This window comes from Paenibacillus thailandensis, from assembly GCF_042685365.1.
Taxonomy (GTDB): domain Bacteria; phylum Bacillota; class Bacilli; order Paenibacillales; family Paenibacillaceae; genus Paenibacillus_AP; species Paenibacillus_AP thailandensis.
This window is the reverse complement of sequence record NZ_JBHUMY010000012.1, coordinates 372,824-397,449: the sequence shown is the minus strand read 5'-3', so window position 1 is coordinate 397,449 and position 24,626 is coordinate 372,824. Positions and strand designations below refer to the sequence as shown.

The 24,626-nt window shown below is 56.2% G+C and carries 20 protein-coding genes and 1 pseudogene; 16 read left to right on the top strand and 5 right to left on the bottom strand.

Features of this window, described 5'->3' with window-relative positions; genetic code table 11:
• The first annotated feature begins 16 nt into the window (after positions 1-16).
• The 6 genes and pseudogenes from ACFSW5_RS13340 (at position 17) to ACFSW5_RS13315 (ending at position 8,237) form a co-directional block, all read left to right on the top strand.
• Positions 17-1,972, top strand: a complete 1,956-nt coding sequence (locus ACFSW5_RS13340; RefSeq protein ID WP_379273739.1) for a putative baseplate assembly protein — start codon at positions 17-19, stop codon at positions 1,970-1,972.
• A 1-nt stretch (position 1,973) separates the two neighbouring features.
• Positions 1,974-4,028 (top strand): phage tail protein, encoded by a 2,055-nt coding sequence (locus ACFSW5_RS13335; RefSeq protein ID WP_379273737.1) that lies wholly within the window; start codon positions 1,974-1,976, stop codon positions 4,026-4,028.
• Between the two features lie 50 nt (positions 4,029-4,078).
• The gene (locus ACFSW5_RS13330; RefSeq protein WP_379273735.1) at positions 4,079-5,884 is read left to right on the top strand and encodes a hypothetical protein; all 1,806 of its coding nucleotides are present in this window, start codon (positions 4,079-4,081) and stop codon (positions 5,882-5,884) included.
• Positions 5,885-5,917: 33 nt separating this feature from the next.
• Complete coding sequence (locus tag ACFSW5_RS13325) at positions 5,918-7,336, top strand: hypothetical protein (RefSeq protein WP_379273733.1); 1,419 nt, start codon at positions 5,918-5,920, stop codon at positions 7,334-7,336.
• 106 nt (positions 7,337-7,442) lie between these two features.
• A pseudogene (locus ACFSW5_RS13320) lies at positions 7,443-7,568 on the top strand (peptidoglycan-binding domain-containing protein); the annotation flags it as partial.
• A gap of 48 nt (positions 7,569-7,616) precedes the next feature.
• Entirely contained in the window at positions 7,617-8,237 is a 621-nt protein-coding gene (locus ACFSW5_RS13315) for a C39 family peptidase (RefSeq protein ID WP_379273902.1), read from the top strand.
• A gap of 88 nt (positions 8,238-8,325) precedes the next feature.
• On the opposite strand, the gene ACFSW5_RS13310 is transcribed toward ACFSW5_RS13315, so the two are convergent.
• Complete coding sequence (locus ACFSW5_RS13310; protein ID WP_379273731.1) at positions 8,326-9,198, bottom strand: alpha/beta fold hydrolase; 873 nt, start codon at positions 9,196-9,198, stop codon at positions 8,326-8,328.
• A gap of 167 nt (positions 9,199-9,365) precedes the next feature.
• On the opposite strand from ACFSW5_RS13310, the gene ACFSW5_RS13305 reads away from it, so the two are divergent.
• Genes ACFSW5_RS13305 through ACFSW5_RS13295 form a run of 3 tightly spaced genes read left to right on the top strand, consistent with a single transcriptional unit; the run spans position 9,366 to position 10,665 of the window.
• The gene (locus ACFSW5_RS13305; RefSeq protein ID WP_379273729.1) at positions 9,366-9,695 is read left to right on the top strand and encodes an ArsR/SmtB family transcription factor; all 330 of its coding nucleotides are present in this window, start codon (positions 9,366-9,368) and stop codon (positions 9,693-9,695) included.
• Entirely contained in the window at positions 9,692-10,216 is a 525-nt protein-coding gene (locus tag ACFSW5_RS13300) for an SRPBCC family protein (protein ID WP_379273727.1), read from the top strand. Before ACFSW5_RS13305 ends, ACFSW5_RS13300 begins: the two co-directional genes overlap by 4 nt.
• Before the next feature lie 17 nt (positions 10,217-10,233).
• Complete coding sequence (locus tag ACFSW5_RS13295) at positions 10,234-10,665, top strand: SRPBCC family protein (RefSeq protein ID WP_379273725.1); 432 nt, start codon at positions 10,234-10,236, stop codon at positions 10,663-10,665.
• Positions 10,666-10,769: 104 nt separating this feature from the next.
• Here ACFSW5_RS13295 and cstA read toward each other — a convergent pair whose 3' ends face one another.
• The 3 genes from cstA to ACFSW5_RS13280 form a co-directional block, all read right to left on the bottom strand.
• Positions 10,770-12,563 (bottom strand): carbon starvation protein CstA, encoded by a 1,794-nt coding sequence (gene cstA / locus ACFSW5_RS13290; RefSeq protein WP_379273723.1) that lies wholly within the window; start codon positions 12,561-12,563, stop codon positions 10,770-10,772.
• A gap of 179 nt (positions 12,564-12,742) precedes the next feature.
• Positions 12,743-13,480, bottom strand: coding sequence for a LytR/AlgR family response regulator transcription factor (locus ACFSW5_RS13285; RefSeq protein ID WP_379273721.1), 738 nt, complete (start codon positions 13,478-13,480; stop codon positions 12,743-12,745).
• A complete protein-coding gene (locus ACFSW5_RS13280) occupies positions 13,474-15,240 on the bottom strand; it encodes a LytS/YhcK type 5TM receptor domain-containing protein (protein ID WP_379273718.1) in 1,767 nt (588 codons plus the stop codon). The genes ACFSW5_RS13285 and ACFSW5_RS13280 overlap by 7 nt, the downstream gene beginning before the upstream one ends.
• Positions 15,241-15,576: 336 nt before the next feature.
• Between ACFSW5_RS13280 and ACFSW5_RS13275 the strand changes: the two genes are divergently transcribed.
• From ACFSW5_RS13275 to ACFSW5_RS13245, 7 genes are all read left to right on the top strand, one after another.
• A complete protein-coding gene (locus ACFSW5_RS13275; RefSeq protein WP_379273716.1) occupies positions 15,577-16,620 on the top strand; it encodes an ATP-binding cassette domain-containing protein in 1,044 nt (347 codons plus the stop codon).
• A 22-nt stretch (positions 16,621-16,642) separates the two neighbouring features.
• Positions 16,643-18,397, top strand: a complete 1,755-nt coding sequence (locus ACFSW5_RS13270; protein WP_379273713.1) for a putative 2-aminoethylphosphonate ABC transporter permease subunit — start codon at positions 16,643-16,645, stop codon at positions 18,395-18,397.
• Positions 18,398-18,423: 26 nt separating this feature from the next.
• On the top strand, positions 18,424-19,221 hold the full coding sequence (gene phnX / locus ACFSW5_RS13265; protein ID WP_379273711.1) for a phosphonoacetaldehyde hydrolase: 798 nt from the start codon (positions 18,424-18,426) through the stop codon (positions 19,219-19,221).
• On the top strand, positions 19,221-20,342 hold the full coding sequence (gene phnW, locus ACFSW5_RS13260; RefSeq protein ID WP_379273709.1) for a 2-aminoethylphosphonate--pyruvate transaminase: 1,122 nt from the start codon (positions 19,221-19,223) through the stop codon (positions 20,340-20,342). The genes phnX and phnW overlap by 1 nt, the downstream gene beginning before the upstream one ends.
• Positions 20,343-20,365: 23 nt before the next feature.
• Positions 20,366-21,553, top strand: coding sequence for a saccharopine dehydrogenase family protein (locus ACFSW5_RS13255; protein WP_379273706.1), 1,188 nt, complete (start codon positions 20,366-20,368; stop codon positions 21,551-21,553).
• A 61-nt stretch (positions 21,554-21,614) separates the two neighbouring features.
• Positions 21,615-22,400 carry a DeoR/GlpR family DNA-binding transcription regulator gene (locus ACFSW5_RS13250; RefSeq protein WP_379273704.1) on the top strand — a complete coding sequence of 262 codons (786 nt, stop codon included), beginning with the start codon at positions 21,615-21,617 and terminating at the stop codon, positions 22,398-22,400.
• A 196-nt stretch (positions 22,401-22,596) separates the two neighbouring features.
• Positions 22,597-23,679 carry a putative 2-aminoethylphosphonate ABC transporter substrate-binding protein gene (locus tag ACFSW5_RS13245; protein WP_379273702.1) on the top strand — a complete coding sequence of 361 codons (1,083 nt, stop codon included), beginning with the start codon at positions 22,597-22,599 and terminating at the stop codon, positions 23,677-23,679.
• Positions 23,680-23,744: 65 nt separating this feature from the next.
• Here ACFSW5_RS13245 and ACFSW5_RS13240 read toward each other — a convergent pair whose 3' ends face one another.
• Positions 23,745-24,626, bottom strand: coding sequence for a glycine betaine ABC transporter substrate-binding protein (locus ACFSW5_RS13240; RefSeq protein ID WP_379273700.1), 882 nt, complete (start codon positions 24,624-24,626; stop codon positions 23,745-23,747).

Sequence of the window (24,626 nt, the reverse complement as noted above, 5' to 3'; positions counted from 1 at the left end):
ATCGGAGGAGCTTTCCATGCTACCAATGCCACAATTGGATGACAAAACGTTCGATCAGCTGGTCGAGGACGCCAAAAAGTGGATTCCCCGCTATGCACCGGGCTGGACGGACCATCATATTCACGACCCCGGCATTACGATGATCGAGCTGTTCGCCTGGCTGACCGAAATGCAGCACTATTTCCTCGACCAAGTCAGGGAGGAGGGCGAGCGGAAATTTTTAAAGCTGCTTGGCGTTAAGCCGCTTCCCGTTAAGCCTGCTGCCGTCGACCTTACGTTCACCGCGCCGCCGGGCTCCGGAACGATAGAGATTCCAGCCGGCACGCGGGTTGCGACAGGGGAGCTCGTCTTCGAAACTACGGAGCCGCTTGCCGTCGTCGACGCGGCTCTTGCCAAGGTCGTCAGCCAGAGCAAATACGGCTTTATCGATCAGTCCGACGCCAACGAAAGAGGAGGCATCCGGTTTTATCCTTTCGGAAGCGGCGCCGAACCGGACAGCCGCCTGTACCTCGGCTTCGATAAGCCGATAGCCTCGGGCGTCAAGCTTGCCGTGACCTTTCATCTGTTTGACGATTATCCGGTGCCTCGGGCTGGCGGCGCGGACGAAACGAATGAACCGCCGCCGTCCTCGAAACTTCTATGGGAGTATTACGCCGGGGCGGAAGAAGGCGGCTGGAAGCCTCTCGTCCCTGACAAGGACGGCACGGCGGACCTAACGATAAGCGGCAGAACGACATTCGTTTGGCCGGGGGACGCGAAAGCCAGAACGCTGTCTCCGGCCGTAGATTCTCCGCATTATTGGATTCGGGTCACGGTCGTGCAATCGGGCTACGAGCTGGCTCCGCGCGTCGACCGGATATTGATCAATACCGCGGCTGCCGAGCAAACCGAGACGGCGGGCGAATCGATCGGACGCTCGAACGGGCTGCCCGGCCAAACGTTTGCGTTATCCCGCTATCCCGTCATACCGGATAGCCTCGTGCTTCAAGTGAAGGAACAAAGCGCATCCGGAGCGGAGTGGGCGGATTGGATCCGGGTGGACGACTTCGACGCATCGCGCCCAAACGACAAGCATTACGTTCTAGATGCCGAGACGGGAACGGTCCGTTTCGGGGACGGACGAAACGGGGCGATCCCGCAATCGGCGGATGAACGCCCGGAGGATCATATACGGGCTGTCGTTTACAAAACGACGGCCGGCGATAAAGGAAACGTTCCTTCCGCGTCCCGATGGACGATTATAGACGGGATCGGCGGCGGGACAAAGCTCGCCGCCGCCAATCGGCTGGCGGCCGCGGGAGGCCGGCGGGCCGAGACGCTTGACGAATGCAAGCTGCGGGCCAGAAGGGAGCTTTACGCCGTAGACCGGGCCGTAACCTCCGAGGATTACGAGCGGCTCGCGCTGTCTACTCCCGGGCTGCGGGTGGCCAGGGCGAAGGCGGTGCCGCTCGTCGGAAAGGACGGTTCGCCTAAGGAAGGAACGGTTGCCGTCGTCGTCGTTCCGTACGGCGAGCATCCGAATCCGGTGCCAAGCGACGGCTTTCTCCGGAAGGTCTGCCGGCATCTGGACGGCCGCCGCTTAATCGGGACGCGTCTTCGCGTCGAACCGCCGGTTTACGTCCATATAACGGTCGGCGCCGTTATTCAGGTGAAACCCGGCTACCACGCGCCGACGACCGTCGCGAAAACGGAACAAATGCTCCTTGCCTTCCTGCATCCGCTAACCGGCGGAGCGGACGGAGCGGGGTGGCCGTTCGGCAGAGCCGTCTACCGCTCGGAGCTGTTTGAAGCGATCGGCAAAGTCGAAGGCGTAGGCTGCATCAGCTCGCTTCGGGTTACCGGAACGGGACCCGGCTTAAACGAGGACGGGGACGGCAACCTGCTTCTTTCCCCGCTTAGCTTGGTTTACTCCGAATCGCATCGAATCGAAGCGGCTGCAGAATCGGCGGTCTGCACCGTCCAAGGAGGTTGACATGGCCACTTACGCAACGGAACAAAGGCCCTTTCTTACGATTAACCACCGGAAGCGCTGGGAGGAAGGCTTTTTGCACGAATTGGCGGCGGGAGAGGAAGGACTCGCGCTCCTAAGCGCTTACCGGTACCGGCTTCAGCGGACGGTTCCGCTGGACGGGATCGCCGCAGGCTTCGAATTGGCCGGCGCTGCAGCAGGGCCGTGCAGCCTTCTTTACTTAACCGATTCGAATGCGAATTCGGTCGTTTCGTACGATGCGGAGTCGGGCCGCGCCGAGCGGCTGGAAGGCCCCTCGTCCTTACTGCAACGGCCCGGCAGTATCGCTTATACTCACCGCGGCATATCGGTTCTGGACCGCGCCGAAAGCTCCGTCATCCGTTTCGCGGAAGTAAACGGGCAGCGGATTTGGAGTGTCGGCCCCGGAATAGACGCGGCCGGCCGATATCCGGCAGGGCTGGATCCGCTGAACATCACGGATCTGGCAGCCGGTCCGGACGGCTCGTTGTACGCGCTTGACGCCGGACAACGCCGCATCGTTCGAATCGATTCGGGCGGGCGAATCGCCGGCGTAATTCCCGTTACCGAGCCGCTTGCGGAGGGGCGCGCGGCGATCGCCGTCTCGCGCGAAGGCTTCGTTTACGTGCTTGACGCCCCCGGCCGGAAGATTGCGGTCTACTCCGGCCTGGTCAAGACGCAGGAATTTCCCGTCGAAGGGCCGGTATCGCCCTCCTGCATCGGCATTGACCAGGAAGGGCTCGTTTATATCGGGGAGAGCGAAGGCGAAGGGGCGTCCGAAGACGAGCGGTTCATCCACGTCTTCCGTCCGGACGGGGGCAAAGCAGGGGTCGTGTCCGCGTTTCGGGGATCGTCGGGGAACATATTGTTCGGCCATGACGATACGATGTACGTGCTCAGCCGGGCGGCCCGCACGCTGTCGGTTCTCGTTCGGGAGCAGGCGCTGCGCAAGCGGGACGGAGCTCCGCTCGCGTCCGGCGTCTATTACGCCAAAGCGCTGGACAGCGCATCTTTCGCCACGCCTTGGCAGGAGCTGTCGGTCGATGCGGACGTTCCGGAGAGCACGCAGCTGGAAGTCTCATGCCTGGCATCCGACCGGAAGACGTTTTACCTGAAAGGCGCGGAGCGGGACTTGGACGCGTACTTATCGGATGCTGCGGTCCCCCCCGGCGTAAAAACGGACGCTTTGGACGGATTGCCATGGTCGGAGCCGATGTTAAATCCGAAGGATGCCTATTTGCAGGGGATCTCCGGCAAATATTTATGGCTGCGCATCCGGCTGATCGGAAGCGACCGGGTTACGCCGACCGTACGGGCGGTTTCGGCCGTTTTCCCGAAAGATTCTTATTTGCGTTATATGCCCGGCGTTTATCAGGAGGACGATGCAAGCCGTTCTTTTCTCGAGCGATATTTATCTTTGTTCGAGCATTTTTTTGCGGAGTCGGAGCTCTCGATCGGTCAGATCGCCAGATGGTTTGACCCTGACGCCGTAACGGGGGAATATTTGCGATGGCTGGCAGGCTGGCTTGCCGTCGCGTACGACGAAAACTGGACGGAAGAGAAGCTGCGTCTTCTGCTGCGCCGTATCCCCGAGCTGTATCGCAAGCGGGGGACGAGGGCGGGCATCGAATCGATGATCGAGCTGTTCACGGGCGATAAGCCCTATATCGTAGAACGGTTTCAACTGGAAGCCGCGGAAGACGCAGAAGTCAAGCAGCTTCTTTACAAGCTGTTCGGAAGCGACCCGTACGGGTTCTGCGTGGTGCTGAAGTCTCCGCCTGAGGACGCCTCCGGCTACGCCGCCGTCAAGCGGATCATCGAAGCCGAGAAACCGGCCCATACGGCTGCCGGCCTGGTCGCGCTTCAGCCTTGGATCGTATTGGACCACCACAGCTATCTGGAAATCAATTCCGCCTTCACCAAGCCGAACCCTCGTCTTGGCGAAGCGGTCATCGAACGCGATTCGGCGCTGGACGACCGCGACTTCCCCGGCTATGTCCGGGGCAAATCGAGAGTCGGCGCGGATACCGTCTTGGCGTAATACAAAGCTTCGGAAAGCACATAAAGATTTGAACTAAGGAGATGACGTTAATGTCGAAAGCGCCTTTGCTTTCTTTTGAGAAAAACAACTATTATTACGGAAAATTGCTTACCGTTCGCGACTTTCAATTGGAGCAGCAATACGGCGTCGCGAAGCAGCGGCTTATTAACCGGCTCGTAATCGGGTCCGGCGTCGTCAGCGGGCTTCAGGTCGATAAAGTCGGAGGACGGGGCATTCGGATAACGCCCGGCGTCGCCATCGACGGCAACGGAGCCGAAATCGTCGTCAGCCGGGAGGTCGTGCAGTCCGACATCAAGGAGCTCGCCGGTTATCCGTTAGAGGGGGAAGGCAATAAGACGGTTTATTTGGCTTTGCGCTACGAGGAGTGTACGCGCGAGCCGATCCCGGCATTGGCGAATACGTCCGGCTGCCAAGAAATATGCGAAGCCAATCGGATCGTCGAAACGTTCAAGGCGGAGCTGACGCCGACGCCGCCTGCGGCTGAGCCGGATTTGCACGACCTTCTGGACGAGTCGACCGTTCTCTATCAAGGAACGAAGCTAAAGCTGGAGCGGATCGTTCCCCGCTTCGTCAGCCCGCAGGATTCGTTTGAGGTTACCGTGAGGCTGACGGCCCTGCAGCCCATTGCTTCGACCGAATCGTTTGAGCTTCAGCTGCACGATACGGTGCCGGAACTGTTTTCGTATCTGAAGCATGAAATGCTTCAATTTTTCCCCGGTGCGGCGGCCGCAGGGACCGTCTGGAAAAAAACCTATACGATTAGAGCCGGCGGACAGACGGGCAGCGGCGTCATAGCGGGACAACTGAGCGTTTACGACAATGGGTCGCGTACCGTGATCGACGCTGCGGGCAGCACCGTCGAGATCATCGGCGACGAAGAGCTTCAGCGCAAAATCGTCGAGCTTGCCTTCGGCCGGTTAGACGAAAGCGGCGCAAGCGAAGAGGAGAACGGGCGCGTAATCATCGCCGCTATAACGATCGACGGAGAAGGGCTTATTACGAATATCGACGAAAGCTCGCGCAGCTACGTGTACAATAACCGGCTGCTCGGACGGCTTACGGCTTTAGGCGGTTCCCTCCACGGCAAGCTGCCGGGGCACGCGGTCTCCCATCAACACGGGGGGTCCGATCCGATTAACGTCGACAATCTCCCGGGCGAATTGGCGGATCCGCAGAAAGTGATGGTCTATACCGACGGAGACAACTACGTGAAGGCGAAAAGATTCAGCTTCTCCGGCAGCGGCGTAACCGTTGAACAAGCGGGAGACGATCATGTGAACGTCAATATCGCCGCTTCGGGCGGAGGCAGCGGCGGCGGTCCGCATGCCGCTTCCCATCAGGCCGGCGGCTCCGATCCCATAAACGTAACCGGCATGCCGGGCGTCTTAAAGGAACCGCAGAAAATTTCCGTTTGGGGCAGAAAAGAGGACGGGAGCAGCTTTGGCATGCAGGCCAACGCGATCTTTATCGACGGCGTCGAGGTGAAGGACGCGGAGGGCAGCGCGTATGTGAACATTCCGAAACACGAGGTCATAACCGGCAGCGTCCTTTTTGAAAATTTGGGAACGAATGTAATTTATAAATCTTATCCGATCAATGTCGACGCGAAAGGAAAGGCGATCGTCTTTTATTTCGAGGCGGGCGACGGGGTTGTAACGGCTAACGATTTTTCCGGCTTCCAGGCATGGGCGGATTTTAAGCCCGGTACCAACTATATGATCATTTATTCGCGCCATATCAAAGAGGGACAACGGCTGACCTGGCGAGTGCGCTACTATCTCATTCCGGCAACGACCGATTTGGGGGAAGTCGGAAGCGGAACGATTATGAACTAGCGCCAAATGCGAATTGACGGGAGTTGAACGCGTATGGGCAAATCGGTCCAAACGAAGACAGGCGCATCGGGAGGCCGGACTACGACCGAGAAACCGAAAACAAAGCGCAGCAGGACCGGCACGCAGTCTAAGTCGGGCGGGCTGGCGCCGCAGCAAAGCCCAAAGCCGGGTATCGTCGAGATACAAGGCTTCGAAGGCGATTTCTACGGTCCTTATAAGCATGCCAAAGGCTTATTGGGCGAAATTAACGCGGCCCACGCGCTCGGGCGCAAATACGGAATCGAAAACGTCATTATTGCCCCGAAGGAGTGGGTGAACCAGGGCGGAGTCGACTTGATCGTATACGACCCCGGCAAGGATATTCTGCTGCTTATCGATAATAAAGCGACCAAAGCGACCCATATCCACGATGCGCCGGCGTTAACGAAAAATTTGGATATGAACAAGGTTCGGCAGCAAATCGAAGGGCTTCCTCATATCGATCCGGCTTTAAAGGAAAAAGTGCTGACCGCCATTAAAAACAAACGAACCGCCCTGCGCGTGACGACCGAACTCGGAAACGGGGTGACTCTCGGTTCGGCGCTGACCGGCAAGGGAGCCGCAATCGAAAATTTAGAGCCCGCGGCGCTTCGAAAAAAAATAACGGTAACGCGGCCCGAACCGGAGAGCCTAATGGAAAAGAGGCCTCGAATGCTTCCCTCTCCATGGGAATCGTCCCTTTACGACGGCGATTTCGGAGACGCGGGGACGGCCGCGAAGGGCGCCGTGCTGGACACCGTGCTTGGCGGCGCGCAAAATCTGTTCAACGACAAGTTTAAAGATTACATGAGGAAAGAGCTAAACAATATGCCGATGCCGAAGGCCGACCGCCGGCTTGCCTCCCGCTATTTTATCGATCCGAATTCGTCGAAGGCTTTTAACGTGCTGGACTTGTTCCACAAAAATTTGCCGGGCTTCGGACGCATGCTGGTCGAACAAAACGGAGCGGTTCTCTCGGACGCTACTCTTGACATGTTTTCGGTTATTTCCGGCGAGCAAAACTTGGAAAACCGGCTATTCGATCTGGAAACGATTCAGGCGCGAATTTCAGCTCATGAAGCGAAGCTGAGAACCGTGCTTGCGAACCTGGACGCGGCTCTCGAAATGGAGACGCAAGCGCTCGAGGCTGCCGAGGCGTCAGAGGAGCTGGAGCGGTTTATCCATACTTTTCAGGGCCAATTGGTTAACTACGGTGAATTAAAGCCAAACGAAATTTTGCAGATGCAATCGAATTTACGGCTCTATGCCAGACTGCTGCGCGAAGGCTACCGGAACGTAAGAGCGTTAAAAGCGGTCGTCGAGCCGCTGCTCGAGGAAACGTTCCTCGTAGGCGCAGAGGTTAACGGCGTTTATTGGAGAGAGGTTTATAGACAGGCAAAGAGAAAACAAGAACGCGGCGAGCCATTGGAATAGCAATAGCCGTCGGGAAAGGGGAACGAAATGACAGCAAAACCGCCGTATACGGAACTGAACGAAATACTGGGCTTTTGCTCCCGATGTTTGCAATAGCAGCGTCAAGCTTATGCAGCAGCGCCTCTCAGAGCTGGGTTACACGGGAGCGGGCGGCAAAGCGCTGGCCGCCGACGGGAAGTTCGGCGCCAATACGCTGCATGCCGTCACGCAGTTCAAAACGCGCAATAAGCTTGGCAATACGGGCGCGTCGGAAGGCAAAGTCGGCAAACAGTCGTGGAGCGTGTTGTTTTCGGCAAGCGCGGTGCCGGCAAACGGCAATACGCCGGTCATTGCCGGCGCTTCGCGAAAGAATCCGGTTTATTACAGTCAGGAGGATGCCCGCTGGCGAAATCTCGTCTACTCCAACCATCGAAACAAAACCCAGACGATCGGCACCTCCGGCTGCGGTCCAACCTGCATGGCGATGGTCATTAGCTCCATGACGGAGGAAGCCGTGCTGCCGCACGCCGCAGCGGAATACGCGGTTAACAACGGCTTTCGGACGAAGGATAACGGTACGGCATGGACGTTTTTCGGCAAAATTGCAGCGTCTTACGGATTAAAGTGCAAGCAGACGGGAAGCTGGGAGGAAACGAAGGAGGCTTTGCTGCAAGGCGGCAGAATGGCGATCGCGTCGATGGCGACCGGGCATTTTACGAGCGGGGGACACTATATCGTCCTATGGAACATGACGGAATCGGACGGCGGCCGCTGGATCGACGTTTTGGATCCGAACGCGGACAATACGCGCTACGGGAAGGACGACCTTGTAGACGAAGGCGTCAAGGACGACGGCAAGGTAAAGGCGAAGGAGTCGCTGTTCCTTAGGGAAGCCCGTCAATATTGGATTTTCTCCCGCTAATACCATTGTGAAGCCCGCATTTGCTGCGGGCTTTTAACGTTTAACGACGGCGGGCAAGCCGGAGCCGAATTTGTTGCCCTTCCGTTGTTTACAAACGCGGCTGCTCCGCATAATCGGCATGATCGCCCGGATAGATTCCGGGCAAGCGCTCTTCCTCCCTATCGACCGCTTCTTTGCCGGCCGGCAATACGGTACCGACCCAGCGGCGTATCGTTTCGTTGATGGAATCCGGCGCTTTCGTCGGCGTCGGCAGTTGATGCTTCTTTTTGCTTATCATGACCAGTTCGACATGAGGGAGCTCCCGCAGCAGCAGAGCCGAATATCGCTTGAACGCCCGATCCTTATCCCCGTAAAGCAGAAGCACGGGCGTTTGGAGCCGGGACAGCCGTTTGGTGCAGGTATAGTTCAAGCTGTATTTGAAATACTGGTGGATATTGCGTATATCGCCGCCTTTGGCATCGCGCCAAAGGTTACGTTGCGTTTCTTTGCTGTCGGCATTGCCTTGCGAGATCGCGAATTTGAGCAGCGGGAAAGAAAGGCGCCATCCGGACATTCCGCTCATGAGGCGAATTACGCCGCGGAGCAGCACGTCGCTCGCCTCGGATTGCGCGCTGATCAGAATGCCTCCCAGAAACCGGTCCGGATAAGCAAGCATGGCTTCCATTGCAATTTCCCCGCCCGTTGAATAACCGCAAATAAACGCTTTTTCAATTTCCAAATAATCGAGCAGCTGCTTTATATCCTCGGCGATCAGCTCGAATGTGACGGGAGCCGGCGAATAAGGGCTTCGGCCGTGTCCCCGGATATCGAACGTGATGACCTTCATGTCTGCGGACAGCTGGGCCATCTGGTAGGCGAAAACCGCGCTGGTGAGCAGCGGAGGATGAATAAAGACGATCGGAACGCCCTCTCCGCCGACCCGATAATGCAGGCTTGTCCCGTTTACGGCTGCAACCGGCATATGGAAATCCCTCCTTATTCTCGCTTTCTTGAGATTAGGATGGGTGTATGCTGTTCGTTTCATACATTATTTGCTCCGGCTCGACAGCGCTTCATTTCGTCCGTTATATGAATTTGTAGTTATATAACTAATGGTTTATAATATATGCTTAAGGAGGGCGATAAGCCATGCTTGATACGTACGCCGTCATTGCGGAGCCTTCCCGCCGACGCATTCTGGACCGGCTGCTGCAATCCGACTCCAGCGTTACGGAGCTGGTTAACGAGCTTGGGCTTTCACAGCCGTTAATATCCAAACATTTACGAACGCTTCGGGAAAGCGGGCTCGTGGAAGTCAAGGTCGAAGCCCAGCGCCGCATTTATTCCTTGAACGCCGAACCGCTTGCGGATGTCGACGAGTGGTTAAGCGCCTACCGGAAAAAGTGGAGCCGGCATGTCGACGCATTGGCCGTACATCTTGACCGGAAAAAAAGTTTACGGGAGGAATCTACGGAATGAATACGCCTGAATTGGAAAATGTCCGTCTCACCCAAGACGACGGAGACTGGACGCTTGTCCTTGAACGGACGCTGGAGCATCCGTGCGAGGACGTATGGGCTGCACTGACGGAAGCCGGGCAAATTCCGAGTTGGGGGCCGTTCAAGCCGGACAGGGACCTGACTTCGATCGGAGCCGTGCGGCTGGCGCACATCGACATGCCCGAGGCGGACGATACGGAAGGTTATGTTCTGGAAGTACAAGCCCCGAATCTGGTCGTATACCGATGGGGAACCGACATCCTGCGTTGGGAACTAAACGGCGACGGAGAGAAGACGATACTCGTTCTTCGCCACCGTTTTGCGGACCGCAAGCAAGCTCCTTCTTACGCAGCCGGTTGGCATCTCTGTTTCGACGGCCTTGTCGGCACGCTTGCCGGCAAGAGGATGCCTTCGATGGTCGGTCATAACGCATATAACCACGGCTGGCGGGAATTATACGAGCAGTATGCGGAGAAGCTGGGAATCGAGCTGCCGGAGTAGGGGAAGGAGGATTCGTTATGAACAACGTTACGAAAATCAAAATTTTGAAGACCGCCGACGAAGTGTTCGAAGCCTTTGTCGACCCTGAGAAAATCGGGAACTTTTGGTTTTCGTCGAGCTCCGAAAGATGGGAGCGCGGCAAAACGATTACTTTGCGATATGATGAATACGATGCGCAAGGCGATATAAAGATTATCGAAATCGAACGAAATCAAAAAATCGTATTCGAATGGGTTTACGATAACGGGGAAGGACATATCGTCACGATCAGGCTGCGGCAGCCGGACAACGCCGGCACGATTGTCGAAGTGACGGAAGAAGGTTTTAACGAACACGACATAAGCGGCCTGTTGGATAACAAAGAAGGCTGGGTTTATATGCTGACCTGCTTAAAAGGTTATTTGGAATTTGGCGTCAACCGATTGAGAGCTGCTCTGGTGCACGAGTAGTAGACAAGGGAAAAAGCCGCGACGACCTGTAAAACGGGTCTTCGCGGCTTTCGTTCTTAAGACTTGGATGGAGAAGCTCCTTTCTGCCAGACTCATTCCAATCGTTAAGTCGTAATGGTTCCGTGCTTTAAGGAAGGAGAGCTTAAGAGCTGCGTCCATTTTCGGATCGCGGTGACGAGAATCACAACACCGAGGATCAGCATTATGATGGACAATACGCCGTTCAGGACGTTATAGCCGCTTGCTTCCGGGTTCAGATAGACGTTACGGACCATCCAGTAACCGGCATAGTTGACGGTTGCATAAAGATAGGCTAGCGGTACGATACAGGTCAAAGCATAGATCGGTTTGTCGGCGATTTTTAGAATAACGGTCGCCCCGACGATGAGACCGATCGAAGCCATCAGCTGATTGGATACGCCGAACAGCGCCCAGACGGAGCTGATATCGCCCGAGTAGAGCAGGTACCCCCACATGAAGCAGGCCAGCGCGCTGGCGGTAATATTGCCCGGCAGCCAATCCGTCCGCTTAAGCGGCTTGTAGATTTCCCCGAAGAAATCTTGAATCAAGTAACGTGCAACCCGCGTTCCCGAATCGATGGCGGTCAAGATGAATACCGCTTCGAACATAATGACGAATTGGAAGAAGAACGGGGCCAAATGGCTGAACCAAGGGATTTTCGTAAAAATATACGACATGCCGACGGCAAGCGTAACGGCTCCGCCGGTTCTTCCTTCCAGATCCATGCCGATCTCCTGGCTAAGCTGCGGCAGATTCACCACGTTCATGCCAAGCTTCTCGAAGACGGCCGGAGTCGAGTTAATGGCGAAATAATCCGCAGGATGAAGCGCCGTGGCGGCGATGAGAGCCATGATGCCGACTACGCATTCGACGAGCATGGCGCCGAAGCCGACGACTTTAATATCGGTCCACTGATTGATCATTTTCGGCGTCGTGCCCGAGCCTACGAAAGCATGGAAACCGGATATGGCGCCGCAGGCGATCGTAATCGAGATAAACGGCCAGACCGGGCCGGCAATAACCGGACCGCCGCCGCCGATGAACTCGGTGAAGGCCGGGAATTGAATCGCCGGGTTAATGATGAAGACGCCGATAATCAGGGCGACGAACACGCCGATCTTCATAAAGCTGCTCAAATAATCGCGAGGCGCGAGCAGCAGCCACACCGGCAGCGCCGCCGCGAAGAAGGCGTAAACGGGCAAAATGATCGCCAGCGTCTTCGCATCGAACGTCAGCCACTCGCCGACGATCGTGTCTTGAATGTAGGGGCCGGCAAATACGCAGGCCATGAGCAAAATAAATCCGACGGTCGTGGCCGTCTTCAGATTGCCGGTCTTCTTGTAATACAAACCGACGCCCATCGCGATCGGAATCGTGACGCCGACAGCGAACGTGCCCCACGGGTTGTTCTCCAGCGCATGGAGCACAACCATCGACAACCCCGCCATCGTAATGACGATGATGAACAACATGGCAAGGCCGGTGCAGAAGCCGGCTACAGGACCAAGCTCTTCTTTGGCAACCTCCGAAAGCGATTTGCCTTGCTTCCGCATGGAAGCGTACAGCACGACGGCGTCATGGACCGCTCCGCCGATTACGGCGCCTATGAGCAGCCATAACAGCCCGGGCAAATAACCGAATTGGGCGGCTAAGATCGGACCGACGAGCGGGCCGGCGGCGGCGATCGCCGCGAAGTGATGGCCGAACGTAACCCATTTGTTGGTCGGAACATAGTCTTTGCCGTCCGCGTTCGCATGCGCGGGGGTTGGCGTGCCGTTGTTCAGCTTCAACACTTTCGCCGCCATAAAAGTACCGTAAAGGCGGTAAGCTATCATGAGAATACAGATGGAAGCTATTACGATTGTAACCGCATTCATGACTCGATGCGCCCCTTTCTTTTGTGCCTTTGCGCATAGTTTGGCTTCTTGTTTGACTATCGATAGTTTAACTTTTGTAAGCCTTTTCATCGGGTTTTCACGCTAAAAGGCCAAAAAGAAGGGCCGAACGGCAAAAATGGAGGCATGAACGGAAGAGCGTTATGCGTATCGATCGTTTATTATAAACCGAGCAGCTGCTTCAGATCTTTCATACAGGTTCTGCTTACGGATACTTTGGAGCCGTCCTTCATGATCAAGATAGACGCAGCGTTGAACCAAGGCTGGATCTCCAGGACCGCATTCAAATTGGCGAGATAAGAGCGGTGCACGCGCACGATCGGCGTGCGGGCCAGCTTGCGCTCCAATGCGGCAAGCGATTCGTTCACCTTGTACCGTCCGCCTTCGGTCACGATTACCGATTTTCCTTCTTCCGACTGGATATAAAGAATCCGATCGATATCGAGAAGCAGGATGCGCTCTTCGACGGTCACCGGGAGCTTGCCGCCGGCTTTGTCCGTTCCGGGCAGGGGATAGGACGGGCTGCGGCCGGTTGCTGCACGCAGCTTCATCAGCTTGTCGACAGTCTGTTTAATCCGCTGCTCTTCAAAAGGCTTCAATATATAATCCACGGCGTTAACTTCAAACGCTTTGAGCGCATATTCGTCATAAGCGGTCGCAAATACGATATCCGGAGGCGAATCGGTATCGGCCAGCCGGCGCGCAAGCTCCATGCCGCTTTGCTCCGCGAGCTGGATATCGAGAAATACGACCTGCGGCTCCAACTCGTCGATCTCTTTGATCGCGGTCTCCAACGAATCGGACTCGCCAACGATGTCCACCCGCTTCGTCCGCTGCAAAAGATAAGCAAGCTCGTCCCGCGCCAGCGGCTCGTCGTCTACAATATAGGCTTTCAGCATAACGTTTCCTCCCGTGCCGATTGAATCGGCAGCTTGATCATAACCTTCGTGCCTGTCCGTTCATCGCTTTCGATTTGAAACAAGCCGTCCCGTCCGTAAATTTCCTCAATGCGTTTCCGAATATTGTGCAAAGCCGTGCCGGTGCCTTCGGCCGACCGCACGGCCTGATCCCCAAGCCTTTCGAGAAGATCGCCGCCGATCCCTATGCCGTTGTCCCGCGTCTCGATAACCATCGTATCGTCCTTGCGGTAAGCCCGTATCGCGATAGCGCCTTTATGATGCAGGCCCAATCCTTGAAAAGCGTGCCGGACCGCATTTTCGACTAACGGCTGCAAGGTAAACGGAGGAATATCCACGTTTTCCAGCCCCGGCTCGATATCCATCGACAGGCAGTATTTGTCCGGGAAGCGCGCTTGTTCAAGCGACAAGTACGCCTCGACATGCCGGAGCTCCTGATGGAGAGGGATAAGCGTCTGCCGGGCCCCTTGCAGATTGCTTCGGAAAAAAGTGCCGAGCTGTACGAGCAGCTCTCTGGCTTTACTCGCGTCGGTCCGGCACAACGCCGATATCGTGTTGATCGCATTAAACAGAAAATGCGGATGGACCTGCGCTTGCAGCGCCTTAATCTCGGCGTCCCTCAGCAGCCTGCTTTGAAGCTCGGCGTCGGCAAGCTCGAGCTGCGTGGAGAACAGCTTGCCAAGCCCTTCCGCAAGCTTCTTCTGTACGCCGTTGAGCCGTTCGGGATCCGTATAATACAGCTTGAGCGTGCCGACCGTCTCGCCCCGCACTTGGAGCGGCAGCACGATGGCGGCTTGAAGGCTGCAATTTTCATCCGCGCACTGAATTTCCTTTCTTGAGGTGGCGACCGCGATCTTTCCTTGTTCAAGCACTGTTCTTGTCAGCCTAGTAGCCAGACTGTGCAACGGAATGTGATGATCGTCGCCCGCCCCGACATGGGCCAGCACCCGCTCCCTGTCGGTAATCGAAATGGCGTCGGCGTCCGTCCGCGACAATATGACGGCCGCCGCTTCACGGCAGGAATCGGGATTCAAGCCTTGGCGGAAAAACGGCAGGGTACTGTCCGCGATATGAAGCGCCAGATTCGTTTGATGCGCGCGGGCCCGCTCGTCCTCCTGCAGGATCGACTGAATCATAAGCATGAACAGAAGCGTGCCGAAGCCGTTCATGACGATCATCGGCAGCCCGATAATGGACACCAGCTCGAAGGCTGCGTCAACAGGGCGGGCGATCAGCAAAATGACGCCCATCTGCACGCATTCCATCAAAATGCCGACGGCTACGGCTTTCCAAGGAGCGTTGCCGTCGGATGTACGGAACTTTCTGCCGATCCAGCCCGTAACGATGCCGGCCAAGAGGGTGGAGACGGCGCATGCGACCGCCGTATAGCCGCCGAGCGTCAACCGGTGCAGACCGGCGATCAGGCCGACGCCGGTCCCGACGAGAGGACCGCCAAGCAGCCCGCCGATCGCTACGCCCATAATGCGCGTATTCGCGAGGGCGCTGTCGACGTGAACGCCGGTTTGCCACACTTCGGAGCCGATCGAGCTGCCCCGGATTTCGACCCCGGTATAATTGCTGATGACGCCAAACGCGCCGAACGTAAGGATCAGCAGCAGCTTGGCGGGCAATTGATGTTCGTTGCGGACGATTTGCCGGAACGATTTCATTCTGGACAGCAGAAAAGCGACAATGACCAGAATGCCGACCCTCTCCAACATGAGAGGAAGCAAATAAAACATAAGAATTCGACCGTCTCCTTTTGAATGATAGAAGCTTCTTGTTAGAACGCGCCAAGGGACGACACCGTCCTTAGACAAAGAGAGGAACCAATTTAATTATATGCATGCAACCGCTTTTATCCAAACCGCTTAAGAGATACAAGGTGAATTGCGAAATAAAAAAGCTCGGAAATACAACCAAAAGTAGATTAAAAACAATTAAAAACACAAACTTTACTTGTGTTTAATACTCGGATAACAATACAACCCTACACTGCAAACATGAGCTTTTAAACGGGAGGCCGAATCGCCTGCCGGCAACGGCCTCCGTAAAAACAAGCGGTAAGGAGAATGCGCATGAGCATGGACGGATTGGCGATCAGAGGCATCCACAAGACATTTGACGGATTTCAAGCGCTGCAAGACGTTAACGTTCATATTCCGAAAGGCAAGTTTACTTGTCTGCTCGGGCCGAGCGGCTGTGGAAAAACGACGCTGCTTCGAATTATATCCGGCCTTGAAGAGGCGGATTCCGGCCAGGTGATGTTGAACGGCGTCGACATTACGCCGCTTCCTTCCGCGAAGCGAAATTTCGGAATCGTGTTTCAGTCGTATGCATTGTTTCCGAATTTGACCGTTCGGGCTAACGTCGGTTACGGCCTGAAAGGAAAGCTGCCGCGCAGGCAGGCGGCGGAGAAAGTGAAAGATATGCTGGAGCTTGTTGGCCTGGAAAACGCCGGAGACCGTTACCCGTCCCAGCTGTCGGGCGGGCAGCAGCAGCGCGTAGCGCTTGCGCGCGCGTTGGCGATGTCGCCTGAGGTGCTGTTGTTGGACGAGCCGTTGTCGGCGCTGGACGCCAAAGTGAGAGAAAAGCTGCGCGAGCAGCTGCGCGAGCTGCAGGAAAGGCTCGGTATTACAACGGTTATGGTTACTCATGATCAAGAGGAGGCGCTGACGATGGCAGACCGGATCGTCGTCATGGATCACGGCCGGGTCATGCAATGCGGGATGCCTCAAGAAGTGTACGCAAAGCCGGGCTCGCCTTTCGTGGCCGATTTTATTGGAGCGGTTAATTTCCTGGAGCCGCGGTTCGTTAGCGGAACCGCATCGGGACAACGGCTCGCCATCCGGCCGGAGCACGTGGAAATCGCATTCGACGCGTCCATGGATGAAGAGAATGTGCTTAGCGGCTTCGTCAAAAACGTCGAATTCCGCGGATCCTTCTATCGAATTTCGCTTCAGCTAAATGACCGGCAGGGCGAAAGAACGGACGCGGCGTTAACCGTCGACGTGGATTCGGCAACGGGCGAGAAGCTGGCCGTATCTCGGCATTTGCTCCTAAAGCTGCGGCTCCCGGAAGAGAAGCTGCTGCGATACGAAGACGGCCACGCAGCCGGATGACGAACGAAATGGAGGTGTTGGAATGGAGAGTAAAACGGCCGATGCCGTCTTGCCGCTGTCATCCGGGCTGACAGAGAACGGAAGGGCCGGTATTCTTCCGTCCGGCAGAGGCTGGCCGATAAAGCTGGCGCTTCTGTTTATGCTGGCGGCACTGACGGCCGCTCTCGTGCTGCCGCTGCTTTTTCTGTTTCGGCAGGCTTTTCTCGATCAGACGGGGGGCTGGGCAGGCTTAAGGAATTTTGCCGAATATTTCGGCGCGGCTTCGCTCGTTCAATCGCTTATGAACACGGCGGTCGTCTCGACCGCTACAACGGCGATTGCGGTGCCGCTTGCTTTCGGCTTGGCTTACGTTATTTGCCGCACGGACATAAAGGGGAAAGCGGCCATTAAGGGTCTTGCTCTCCTGCCGCTGTTTGCCCCGACGATGATGCACGGCCTGGCGCTTACTTATTTGTTCGGTCATCAAGGGTTATTCTCGACCGGTTTTTTCGGGATTCTTCCGTTTGAATGGAGAATTCCGCTGTACGGCAAGACAGGCATCATTATATCGGAAGTCATTTATACGTTCCCTCAAGCGTTTCTTATTTTATGCGCGGGATTGGGCGTTGCCGACAACCGCCTCTACGAAGCCGCGGAGTCTATGGGGGCCGGCCGGTTTCGCAAGTTCCGGACGGTTACGCTCCCCGCGGTCAAATATGCATTGCTTGGCGCCGTCATTATTTGCTTTACGCTCAGTTTTACCGATTTCGGAGCGCCGAAAGTCGTCGGAGGGCAATATAACGTGCTGGCGACGGATATTTACAAACAGGTCGTCGGCCAGCAAAACATGCCGATGGGGGCGGTCGTCGGTATCGTTCTTGCCGTCCCTGCACTGATCGCGTTTGCGGCGGACCGGTTAATCGCCCGCAGGCAGCAGTCCTATGTAACGGCGAAGTCCGTTCCGTACGCGATAAAGGCGAACCGGCTTCGCAACGCAGCAGCCTATGTTTACGCCGGTTTGATCGCAGCCGCCGTGCTGCTGTTGACGGGTACGGTCGCGCTGGCTTCCGTCGTCAAAAAATGGCCGTACGACCTGTCGTTCACATGGAATAACTTCGATTTCACGAACGCGGCCGCCGGCGGCTTCGGTCCGTTCCGGAACAGCGTGGAAATGTCGCTTTGGACCGCGGTTGCCGGAACCGTCGTCATCTTTTTGTTCGCATATTGGATCGAGAAAGTCAAGAGGTTCCGGCTTGTCCGCCAGACGGCTTATTTTCTGTCGGTTCTGCCGCTGGCCTTGCCGGGCCTCGTTATCGGATTGTCCTATATATATTTTTTCAACCATCCCGACAATCCGCTGCATTTTTTGTATGGGACAATGGCGATTCTGGTGCTCGCGAATATCGTTCACTTTTATTCGGTGCCGTTTATGACGGCGACAACGTCCCTCAAAATGATGGATAAAGAATTCGACCATGTTTCGGAATCGATGAATGTCTCGAAGCTGCGCACGTTTTTCCGGATTACGGTTCCGCTCAGCTTGCCGGCCGTTCTGGAAATGGCGGTATATCTTTTCGTCAACGCGATGGTGACCGTATCGGCCGTCATCTTCCTTTACGGTGCGGATATAAAGCTTGCGTCGGTCGCGATCGTCAACATGGACGACGCGGGCGATACGGCACCCGCCGCGGCGATGTCCGTCTTAATCGCTCTTCTGAACGTCGTCGTCAGGGCGTTGTATGAAGCGGGCACTTCGAACCTTCGCCGCAAAACGGCGGCTTGGCAAAAACGAACATAATTACAATTCACCGGAGGTCATTTGCGATGATTAAAGCGGTTATTTTGGATTGGGCCGGAACGATGGTCGACTATGGCAGCTTCGCGCCGGTCGAAGCCTTCAAACGGCTTTTTGCGGACAGAGGAATCGATGCGTCGAACGAGGCGATCCGCAGGCCGATGGGGCGGATGAAAAAGGATCATCTCCGCGATATTTGCGCGGACGCGAGCGTCTCGGCGCAATGGGCTGGCCGTTACGGCGGTCTTCCGACGGAAAGTGATATCGAAGAAATGTACGAAGCTTTCGAACCGAAGCTGTTCTCGATACTCGGCCAATTTGCGGTTCCGGTCCCGGGCGCCGTGGAGCTGGCGGCGAATTTGAAGCGGCAGGGCATTCGGATCGGCAGCACGACCGGCTATACCCGGCCGATGATGGACGTGCTTGCCCCCATTGCGGCGAAGCACGGCTATGAGCCGGATTATACGGTTACGCCGGACGAAGCCGCTCAAGGCCGTCCGCATCCGTGGATGATATACCGGAACGCCGAAGCGCTTGGCGTTTATCCGATGAGCGGCATTGTCAAATGCGGCGATACCGAAGCGGATATGCGCGAAGGCCGGAATGCCGGCGTGTGGTCGGTCGGCGTCGTATTCGGCGGCAACGAGCTGGGCCTGTCGAAGGAGGAAACCGATGCATTGACGCAAGAGGAGAAGGATCGTTTATATAAAGCCGTATCGGAGAGGCTGAGGGATGCGGGGGCGCATTTGATTATCCGCGAGATCGGAGAGCTGGCGCAGGCGATCGGGCTTATTAACGAAAAGCTGGCAAGAGGGGAGCGTCCGTAATGGCGAGCGCGAACAACCCGTATCTGCTGCTTACGCCCGGCCCGCTTACGACGACCCGATCGGTCAAGGAAGCGATGCTGAAGGACTGGTGCACGTGGGACGAGGAATACAACCTTCTCGTAACGTCCATTCGCGATAGGCTGACGGCTCTGGCATCCGCAATTCGGCCGAATGATTTCACGGCCGTGCTGATGCAGGGGAGCGGCTCCTTTAGCATTGAAGCCGCCCTCGGCACCGCGCTGCCGCGCGAAGGCGGCAAGCTTGCCGTCGCCGTTAACGGGGCATACGGCGAACGGATGGCGCTAATGGCGGAGGTTCTCGGAATCCAGGCAACCGTTGTCCGTTTCGACGAGCGGGAAGCTGTAAATCCGCACTTGTTCGAGCAGGCGCTTATGGCGGATCCGGACATTACTCACGCCGCCGTCGTTCATTGCGAAACGACGACCGGTATATTGAACCCTCTGCCCGAGCTTGCGGAAGTCGTGAAACGGCAAGGCAAAGTGTTTATCGTGGACGCGATGAGCAGCTTCGGAGGCATTCCTCTGGATATGGCCGAGCTAGGGATTGATTTTCTTATCAGCAGCAGCAACAAGTGCATTCAAGGCGTTCCCGGCTTCGGATTCGTCATCGCCCGGAAAGACGCGATTGCGGCTTGCAGAGGCAATGCCCGATCCTTGTCGCTCGATCTGTACGACCAGTGGGATACGATGGAGCGGCAGAACGGCAAATGGCGGTATACTTCGCCCACCCATGCCGTAAGAGCGTTCGATCAGGCGCTGAAGGAGCTGGAGGCGGAAGGGGGGATTGCAGCCCGTCACGCCCGCTACAGCCGAAACCAACGGACGTTGACGGCCGGCATGGAAGAAGCGGGGTTCCCGGCGTTGCTGCCGAAGGAGTGGCAGTCGCCGATCATCACTTCCTTTCGGTATCCGAATTCGGCATTTTCGTTTCCGCTTTTTTATAAAAGTTTGAAGGAGGCCGGCTTCGTTCTGTATCCGGGCAAGCTTACCTCCGAGCCGACGTTCCGGATCGGCAGCATCGGCGACGTTTACGAGGATGACATGTTAAGACTGGTCGATATCATTCAATCCGGAGGAATGGCAAGGTATAACGTTCAATAACAATCTCGGGGAGGAATTCGGACATGAAAGCGATGTGCTTGGGAGGAGCGGGCCGCATATGCAGCGAAGCCGTTCGCGATTTGGCACAGTATTCGGCGTTTGAGAAAATTACGATCGGGGATTACGATTTGGAAGCGGCCGTTCGTCTTGCCGAATCCATAAACGACGAGCGCGTTGAGGCCGTTCAAATAAACGTGCTGGAACATGAAAAGACGGTCAATCAGCTCCGCGGCTACGATATTGTGATGGACGGAACGACTATCGGGCTTAACGGACGGTCCACGGCGTGCATTGCGGAAGCGGGCTGCCACGGCGTCAACCTGAACGGTTTCGGCGACGAGAACCAAAGCCGCGACATGTTTGTGCGCCACGGCAAAATATGTTTGCCGGGTTTTGGAATGACGCCGGGCGTTACCCAGATGATGGCGATGCATGCCGCAAACCGGTTAAAGGAAGTCCGCGAAGTGCGGGTTAGCCACGGCTCGTACCGGCCGATCGCCTTCTCGAAGTCCATTGCGGAAACGACCGTTTACGAATACGACCCGGGGCTTCCGGGACGCGTCGTATACGAGAACGGACAATTCATTCAAGTCGAGCCTTTCGCCCGCCCGCGCGAGATCGAGCTTCCGGAGCCGTACGGCAAGGCCGTCCAATATATTATCCCGCACGCGGAGACAAGGACGCTGGCAGCGGCGCTCGCTTCCAAAGGGGTCCGGTTAATCGAAGTGCGGGGCACTTGGCCGCAGCAAAACATGCGTTTGGTTCGCGCCCTTTACGAATACGGCTTTATGCGCAACGACAAAATCCGCATCGGCGGCCGGGAGATCGGCATTATGGATGCGGTCGGCCAATATTTGTTTGAAGCGCCCGAAGGGCATCGGACCGAGCTGTACGGCTATGCGCTGCACGTTGAAGTGACCGGTCTGTCCGCCGAAACCGGAGAGCCGGTGCGGCATACGCTCACCCATACGCATCCCGCTTCCGACGGGAGCGTCGAAGGCTGGGAAGGACTTCGGGCTTATACTCGAAATGTCGGAATTCCGCTCGCTATTGCGGCCGAAATGATTGCGGCGGGCAAGATTCTGCCTACGGCCCGTCCCGGAATCGTTACGCCGGAGGAGACGTTTGCGCCGGAGACGATATTCGGCGAACTGAAGAAACGCGGCATCGAGGTGCACGAGAAGATTGAGACCCTCGCCGGGATCGGCTAAAATACGATTCATAAAGGAGCCCCAAAGCTGACTACACTTTAACGCTAGAGGAGAAATCGGAATGTCGCTTGCCGGAGAAGAACGGAAACAAATCATTCTCGAGCTGCTGCAGCTGAACGGAAAGGTACGGACGCCGGAGCTCGTCCAGGAGTTGGATGTATCGTCCGAGACGGTGCGGCGTTACTTGGAAGAGCTTGAGCACGAAAAAAAATTAAAGCGCGTATACGGTGGCGCCGTCAAAATTAACGTGGAGCGCGAGGAGCCCGCTTACGTTAATCGCGAAGTGCGGCAGGCCGAAGAGAAACGGCTGATCGGAAGGGCGGCCGCAGCGCTCGTGCAGGACCACGATACGATTGCCGTCGATGACGGTACGACAACGCTGCAAATGATCGATTCGCTTGTAACGAAAAAAAACTTGACCTTACTCGTCTCATCGGTTTACACGCTTAATTTGCTGCTCGGCTACAAAAACCGCAACATTTTCGACGGCGAAATCGTGTTCATCGGAGGACGGGTCAATACGAAGCATTACCGGACGTCGGGCTCGCTCGCCATGGAGTTTATGTCCAACTTCCACGTCGATAAATCGTTTCTGGTTGCCGACGGGTTGCAAATCGATCACGGCGTGACGAGTTACGACGACGAAAGGGGCATTCTGGCCCGCACCTTCATGAAACAGGCTAATCAGACGATTGTGCTTGCCGACCATACCAAGATCGGAACGAACCATTTTTATAAATTCGCCGATTTTAAAGAGATCGATATGATCGTAAGCGACGTTTCGCCGCCGAAAGCGTGGAAAAGCAAGCTGGAGGAGCAGGATGTGCATTGGATTGTAGCCCAATAAGACCGGATCGGGAGCCGTTTAAGGGAATGCCTTAAGCGGTTTTTTTTGTTGCACAACATAAAAGAAAATGAAAAACCACATAAAACCAAGAGAATGTGGAATCAAAACAAATTATTAACTTGGAATTTACAGTGAGTTAAACAACCAAGTTTATAGTAAAGGAAGCAAAAACAGAACATAAAAGGGAGAGGACGTAATGAAAAAAAGCTGGTTTCTAGCCATCGGCATGCTGCTTATGACCGCGTTAATTTCTGCATGCGGGAACAATGCAGAAGCAGGGACGAGCAGCGCTGCCGGAGGCGGTTCGCCGCAAAGTTCGGAAAGCAAGGAGCTCACCGTATTCACGGCTCTGGAGGATGATCAAATCAACGAATACTTGAAATCGTTTAAGCAGCAATTCCCCGACGTGAAATTAAATATCGTACGCGATTCGACAGGCATTATAACGGCAAAGCTGCTGGCCGAAAAGGATAATCCGGTCGCGGACGTCGTATGGGGCGTAGCGGCGACCAGCTTGCTGGTGTTGGATCAGAACGGCATGCTGGAGCCGTATTCGCCGGAAGGCATCGACCGGATCCAAGCCGAATTCAAAGATTCGAACGAGCCGGCGCACTGGGTCGGCATCGACGCGTGGGAAACGGCTTTTGTGGTGAACACCGTAGAGCTGGAGAAAAAAGGTCTTGCTATCCCTCAGACCTATGAAGATTTGACGAAGCCGGAATATAAAGGCTTGATTACGATGCCGAATCCGGCCTCTTCCGGAACGGGCTTCCTGACGGTGTCGGGCTTGCAGCAATTGATGGGTGCGGAGAAGGCCTGGGCTTACCTGGACAAGCTGCATGACAATATCGGGATCTACACGCATTCCGGCTCCAAGCCGGCCAAGATGGCCGGAACCGGCGAGTATCCGATCGGCATCTCGTTCGGTTACCGCGGAATCACGGAGAAGGAATCGGGATCGCCGGTCGAAGTGGTGTTCCCGGCGGAAGGCTCCGGCTGGGACGTCGAGGCGAACGCGTTGATCGAGAAGGACGGAATCAAGCAAGCTGCGAAAGATTTTCTCGATTGGGCCATTACGGACGAAGCGATGACGGAATACGCGAAAAACTACCCGATTGTCGCCGTAAAGGGACAATCGGGAGATATTCCGGCCGGATATACGAAAAACCCGATCGATCAGCTGATCGAATACGATCTTCAAGAGGCTGCCAAGCAGCGCGATTCCGTCCTTGAAGAGTGGACGAAACGCTACGACGGCAAAAGCGAACCGAAATCTTAACCTTCACAAAACGGAGAAAGGGGCCGCCGGTTATTCAACCGGAGACGGCCCCTTCACGTTGTCCGTTATTGTTGAGCTGCTCCCGCAAGCCATGCATCAACTTGCTCGGCATGGCTTTCCACCCATTGCTTCGCCGCTTCCTCCGGCGCTTCGCCGTCCTGAATGGCGACCATCACTTCGGCCATGTCTTCCGCGGACCATTCGAAAGCGTCGAGGAACGCGTAGGCATCGGCCATATCTTCCTTCAAGCCTTGGCGAACCATCGTGTGAATTTGTTCTTCCCCGCCGTAGGCGCCCTTCGGGTCCTCCAAATATTTCAGGTCCATCTTCCCGAACATCCAATGCGGGGTCCATCCCGTTACGACAATCGGCTGTTTGCTGTCGTACGCCTTCTGCAGCTGCTGCACCATGGCGGCCGACGAGCTTTCCACCAGCGTGTAATCGGAGAGGCCGTAGCTTTCCATTGCGGCTTCCGTTTGCATCATAATGCCGGCTCCCGGCTCGATGCCGATAATGCTGCCCGACAGCGCGGACTTCGTATCGGCGTTCTTCAAATCTTCGATGGAGTCGATATCCATGTAAGCCGGAACGGTCAGGCCGGTCTTGGTCCCGTTCAAGTTCGGGCCGAGATCCTCGATCCGGTCGCCGTAGCTGTCCAGATAGGAAGCGTGCGTGCTCGGAAGCCATGCGGCGACCATCGCGTCGGCGCTTCCGTCGGCGATGCCCGCCCACATCGGGCCGGCGTCCACCTGCAGCATTTCCACTTCGTATCCCAGCTTCGACTCCAGCACTTCCTTCACCACGTTCGTGCTGGCGATTTCCGAGTCCCACGCGACGTACGCCAGCTTGATCGATTTATCGCCTCCGGCGGCGGGGGAGGATTGCGAGCAGCCGGCGAGCACGGCGGCGAGAAGAGCCACGGGTAACGTTAGCATCCATTTCTTCAT

Excerpts from the sequence above, each read along its gene's own strand:
- ACFSW5_RS13340 (WP_379273739.1), top strand. The coding sequence starts at position 17 with ATGCTACCAATGCCACAATTGGATGACAAAACGTTCGATCAGCTGGTC.
- ACFSW5_RS13335 (WP_379273737.1), top strand. The coding sequence starts at position 1,974 with ATGGCCACTTACGCAACGGAACAAAGGCCCTTTCTTACGATTAACCAC.
- ACFSW5_RS13330 (WP_379273735.1), top strand. The coding sequence starts at position 4,079 with ATGTCGAAAGCGCCTTTGCTTTCTTTTGAGAAAAACAACTATTATTAC.
- ACFSW5_RS13325 (WP_379273733.1), top strand. The coding sequence starts at position 5,918 with ATGGGCAAATCGGTCCAAACGAAGACAGGCGCATCGGGAGGCCGGACT.
- ACFSW5_RS13310 (WP_379273731.1), bottom strand. The coding sequence starts at position 9,198 with ATGCCGGTTGCAGCCGTAAACGGGACAAGCCTGCATTATCGGGTCGGC.
- ACFSW5_RS13305 (WP_379273729.1), top strand. The coding sequence starts at position 9,366 with ATGCTTGATACGTACGCCGTCATTGCGGAGCCTTCCCGCCGACGCATT.
- ACFSW5_RS13300 (WP_379273727.1), top strand. The coding sequence starts at position 9,692 with ATGAATACGCCTGAATTGGAAAATGTCCGTCTCACCCAAGACGACGGA.
- ACFSW5_RS13295 (WP_379273725.1), top strand. The coding sequence starts at position 10,234 with ATGAACAACGTTACGAAAATCAAAATTTTGAAGACCGCCGACGAAGTG.
- cstA (WP_379273723.1), bottom strand. The coding sequence starts at position 12,563 with ATGAATGCGGTTACAATCGTAATAGCTTCCATCTGTATTCTCATGATA.
- ACFSW5_RS13285 (WP_379273721.1), bottom strand. The coding sequence starts at position 13,480 with ATGCTGAAAGCCTATATTGTAGACGACGAGCCGCTGGCGCGGGACGAG.
- ACFSW5_RS13280 (WP_379273718.1), bottom strand. The coding sequence starts at position 15,240 with ATGTTTTATTTGCTTCCTCTCATGTTGGAGAGGGTCGGCATTCTGGTC.
- ACFSW5_RS13275 (WP_379273716.1), top strand. The coding sequence starts at position 15,577 with ATGAGCATGGACGGATTGGCGATCAGAGGCATCCACAAGACATTTGAC.
- ACFSW5_RS13270 (WP_379273713.1), top strand. The coding sequence starts at position 16,643 with ATGGAGAGTAAAACGGCCGATGCCGTCTTGCCGCTGTCATCCGGGCTG.
- phnX (WP_379273711.1), top strand. The coding sequence starts at position 18,424 with ATGATTAAAGCGGTTATTTTGGATTGGGCCGGAACGATGGTCGACTAT.
- phnW (WP_379273709.1), top strand. The coding sequence starts at position 19,221 with ATGGCGAGCGCGAACAACCCGTATCTGCTGCTTACGCCCGGCCCGCTT.
- ACFSW5_RS13255 (WP_379273706.1), top strand. The coding sequence starts at position 20,366 with ATGAAAGCGATGTGCTTGGGAGGAGCGGGCCGCATATGCAGCGAAGCC.
- ACFSW5_RS13250 (WP_379273704.1), top strand. The coding sequence starts at position 21,615 with ATGTCGCTTGCCGGAGAAGAACGGAAACAAATCATTCTCGAGCTGCTG.
- ACFSW5_RS13245 (WP_379273702.1), top strand. The coding sequence starts at position 22,597 with ATGAAAAAAAGCTGGTTTCTAGCCATCGGCATGCTGCTTATGACCGCG.
- ACFSW5_RS13240 (WP_379273700.1), bottom strand. The coding sequence starts at position 24,626 with ATGAAGAAATGGATGCTAACGTTACCCGTGGCTCTTCTCGCCGCCGTG.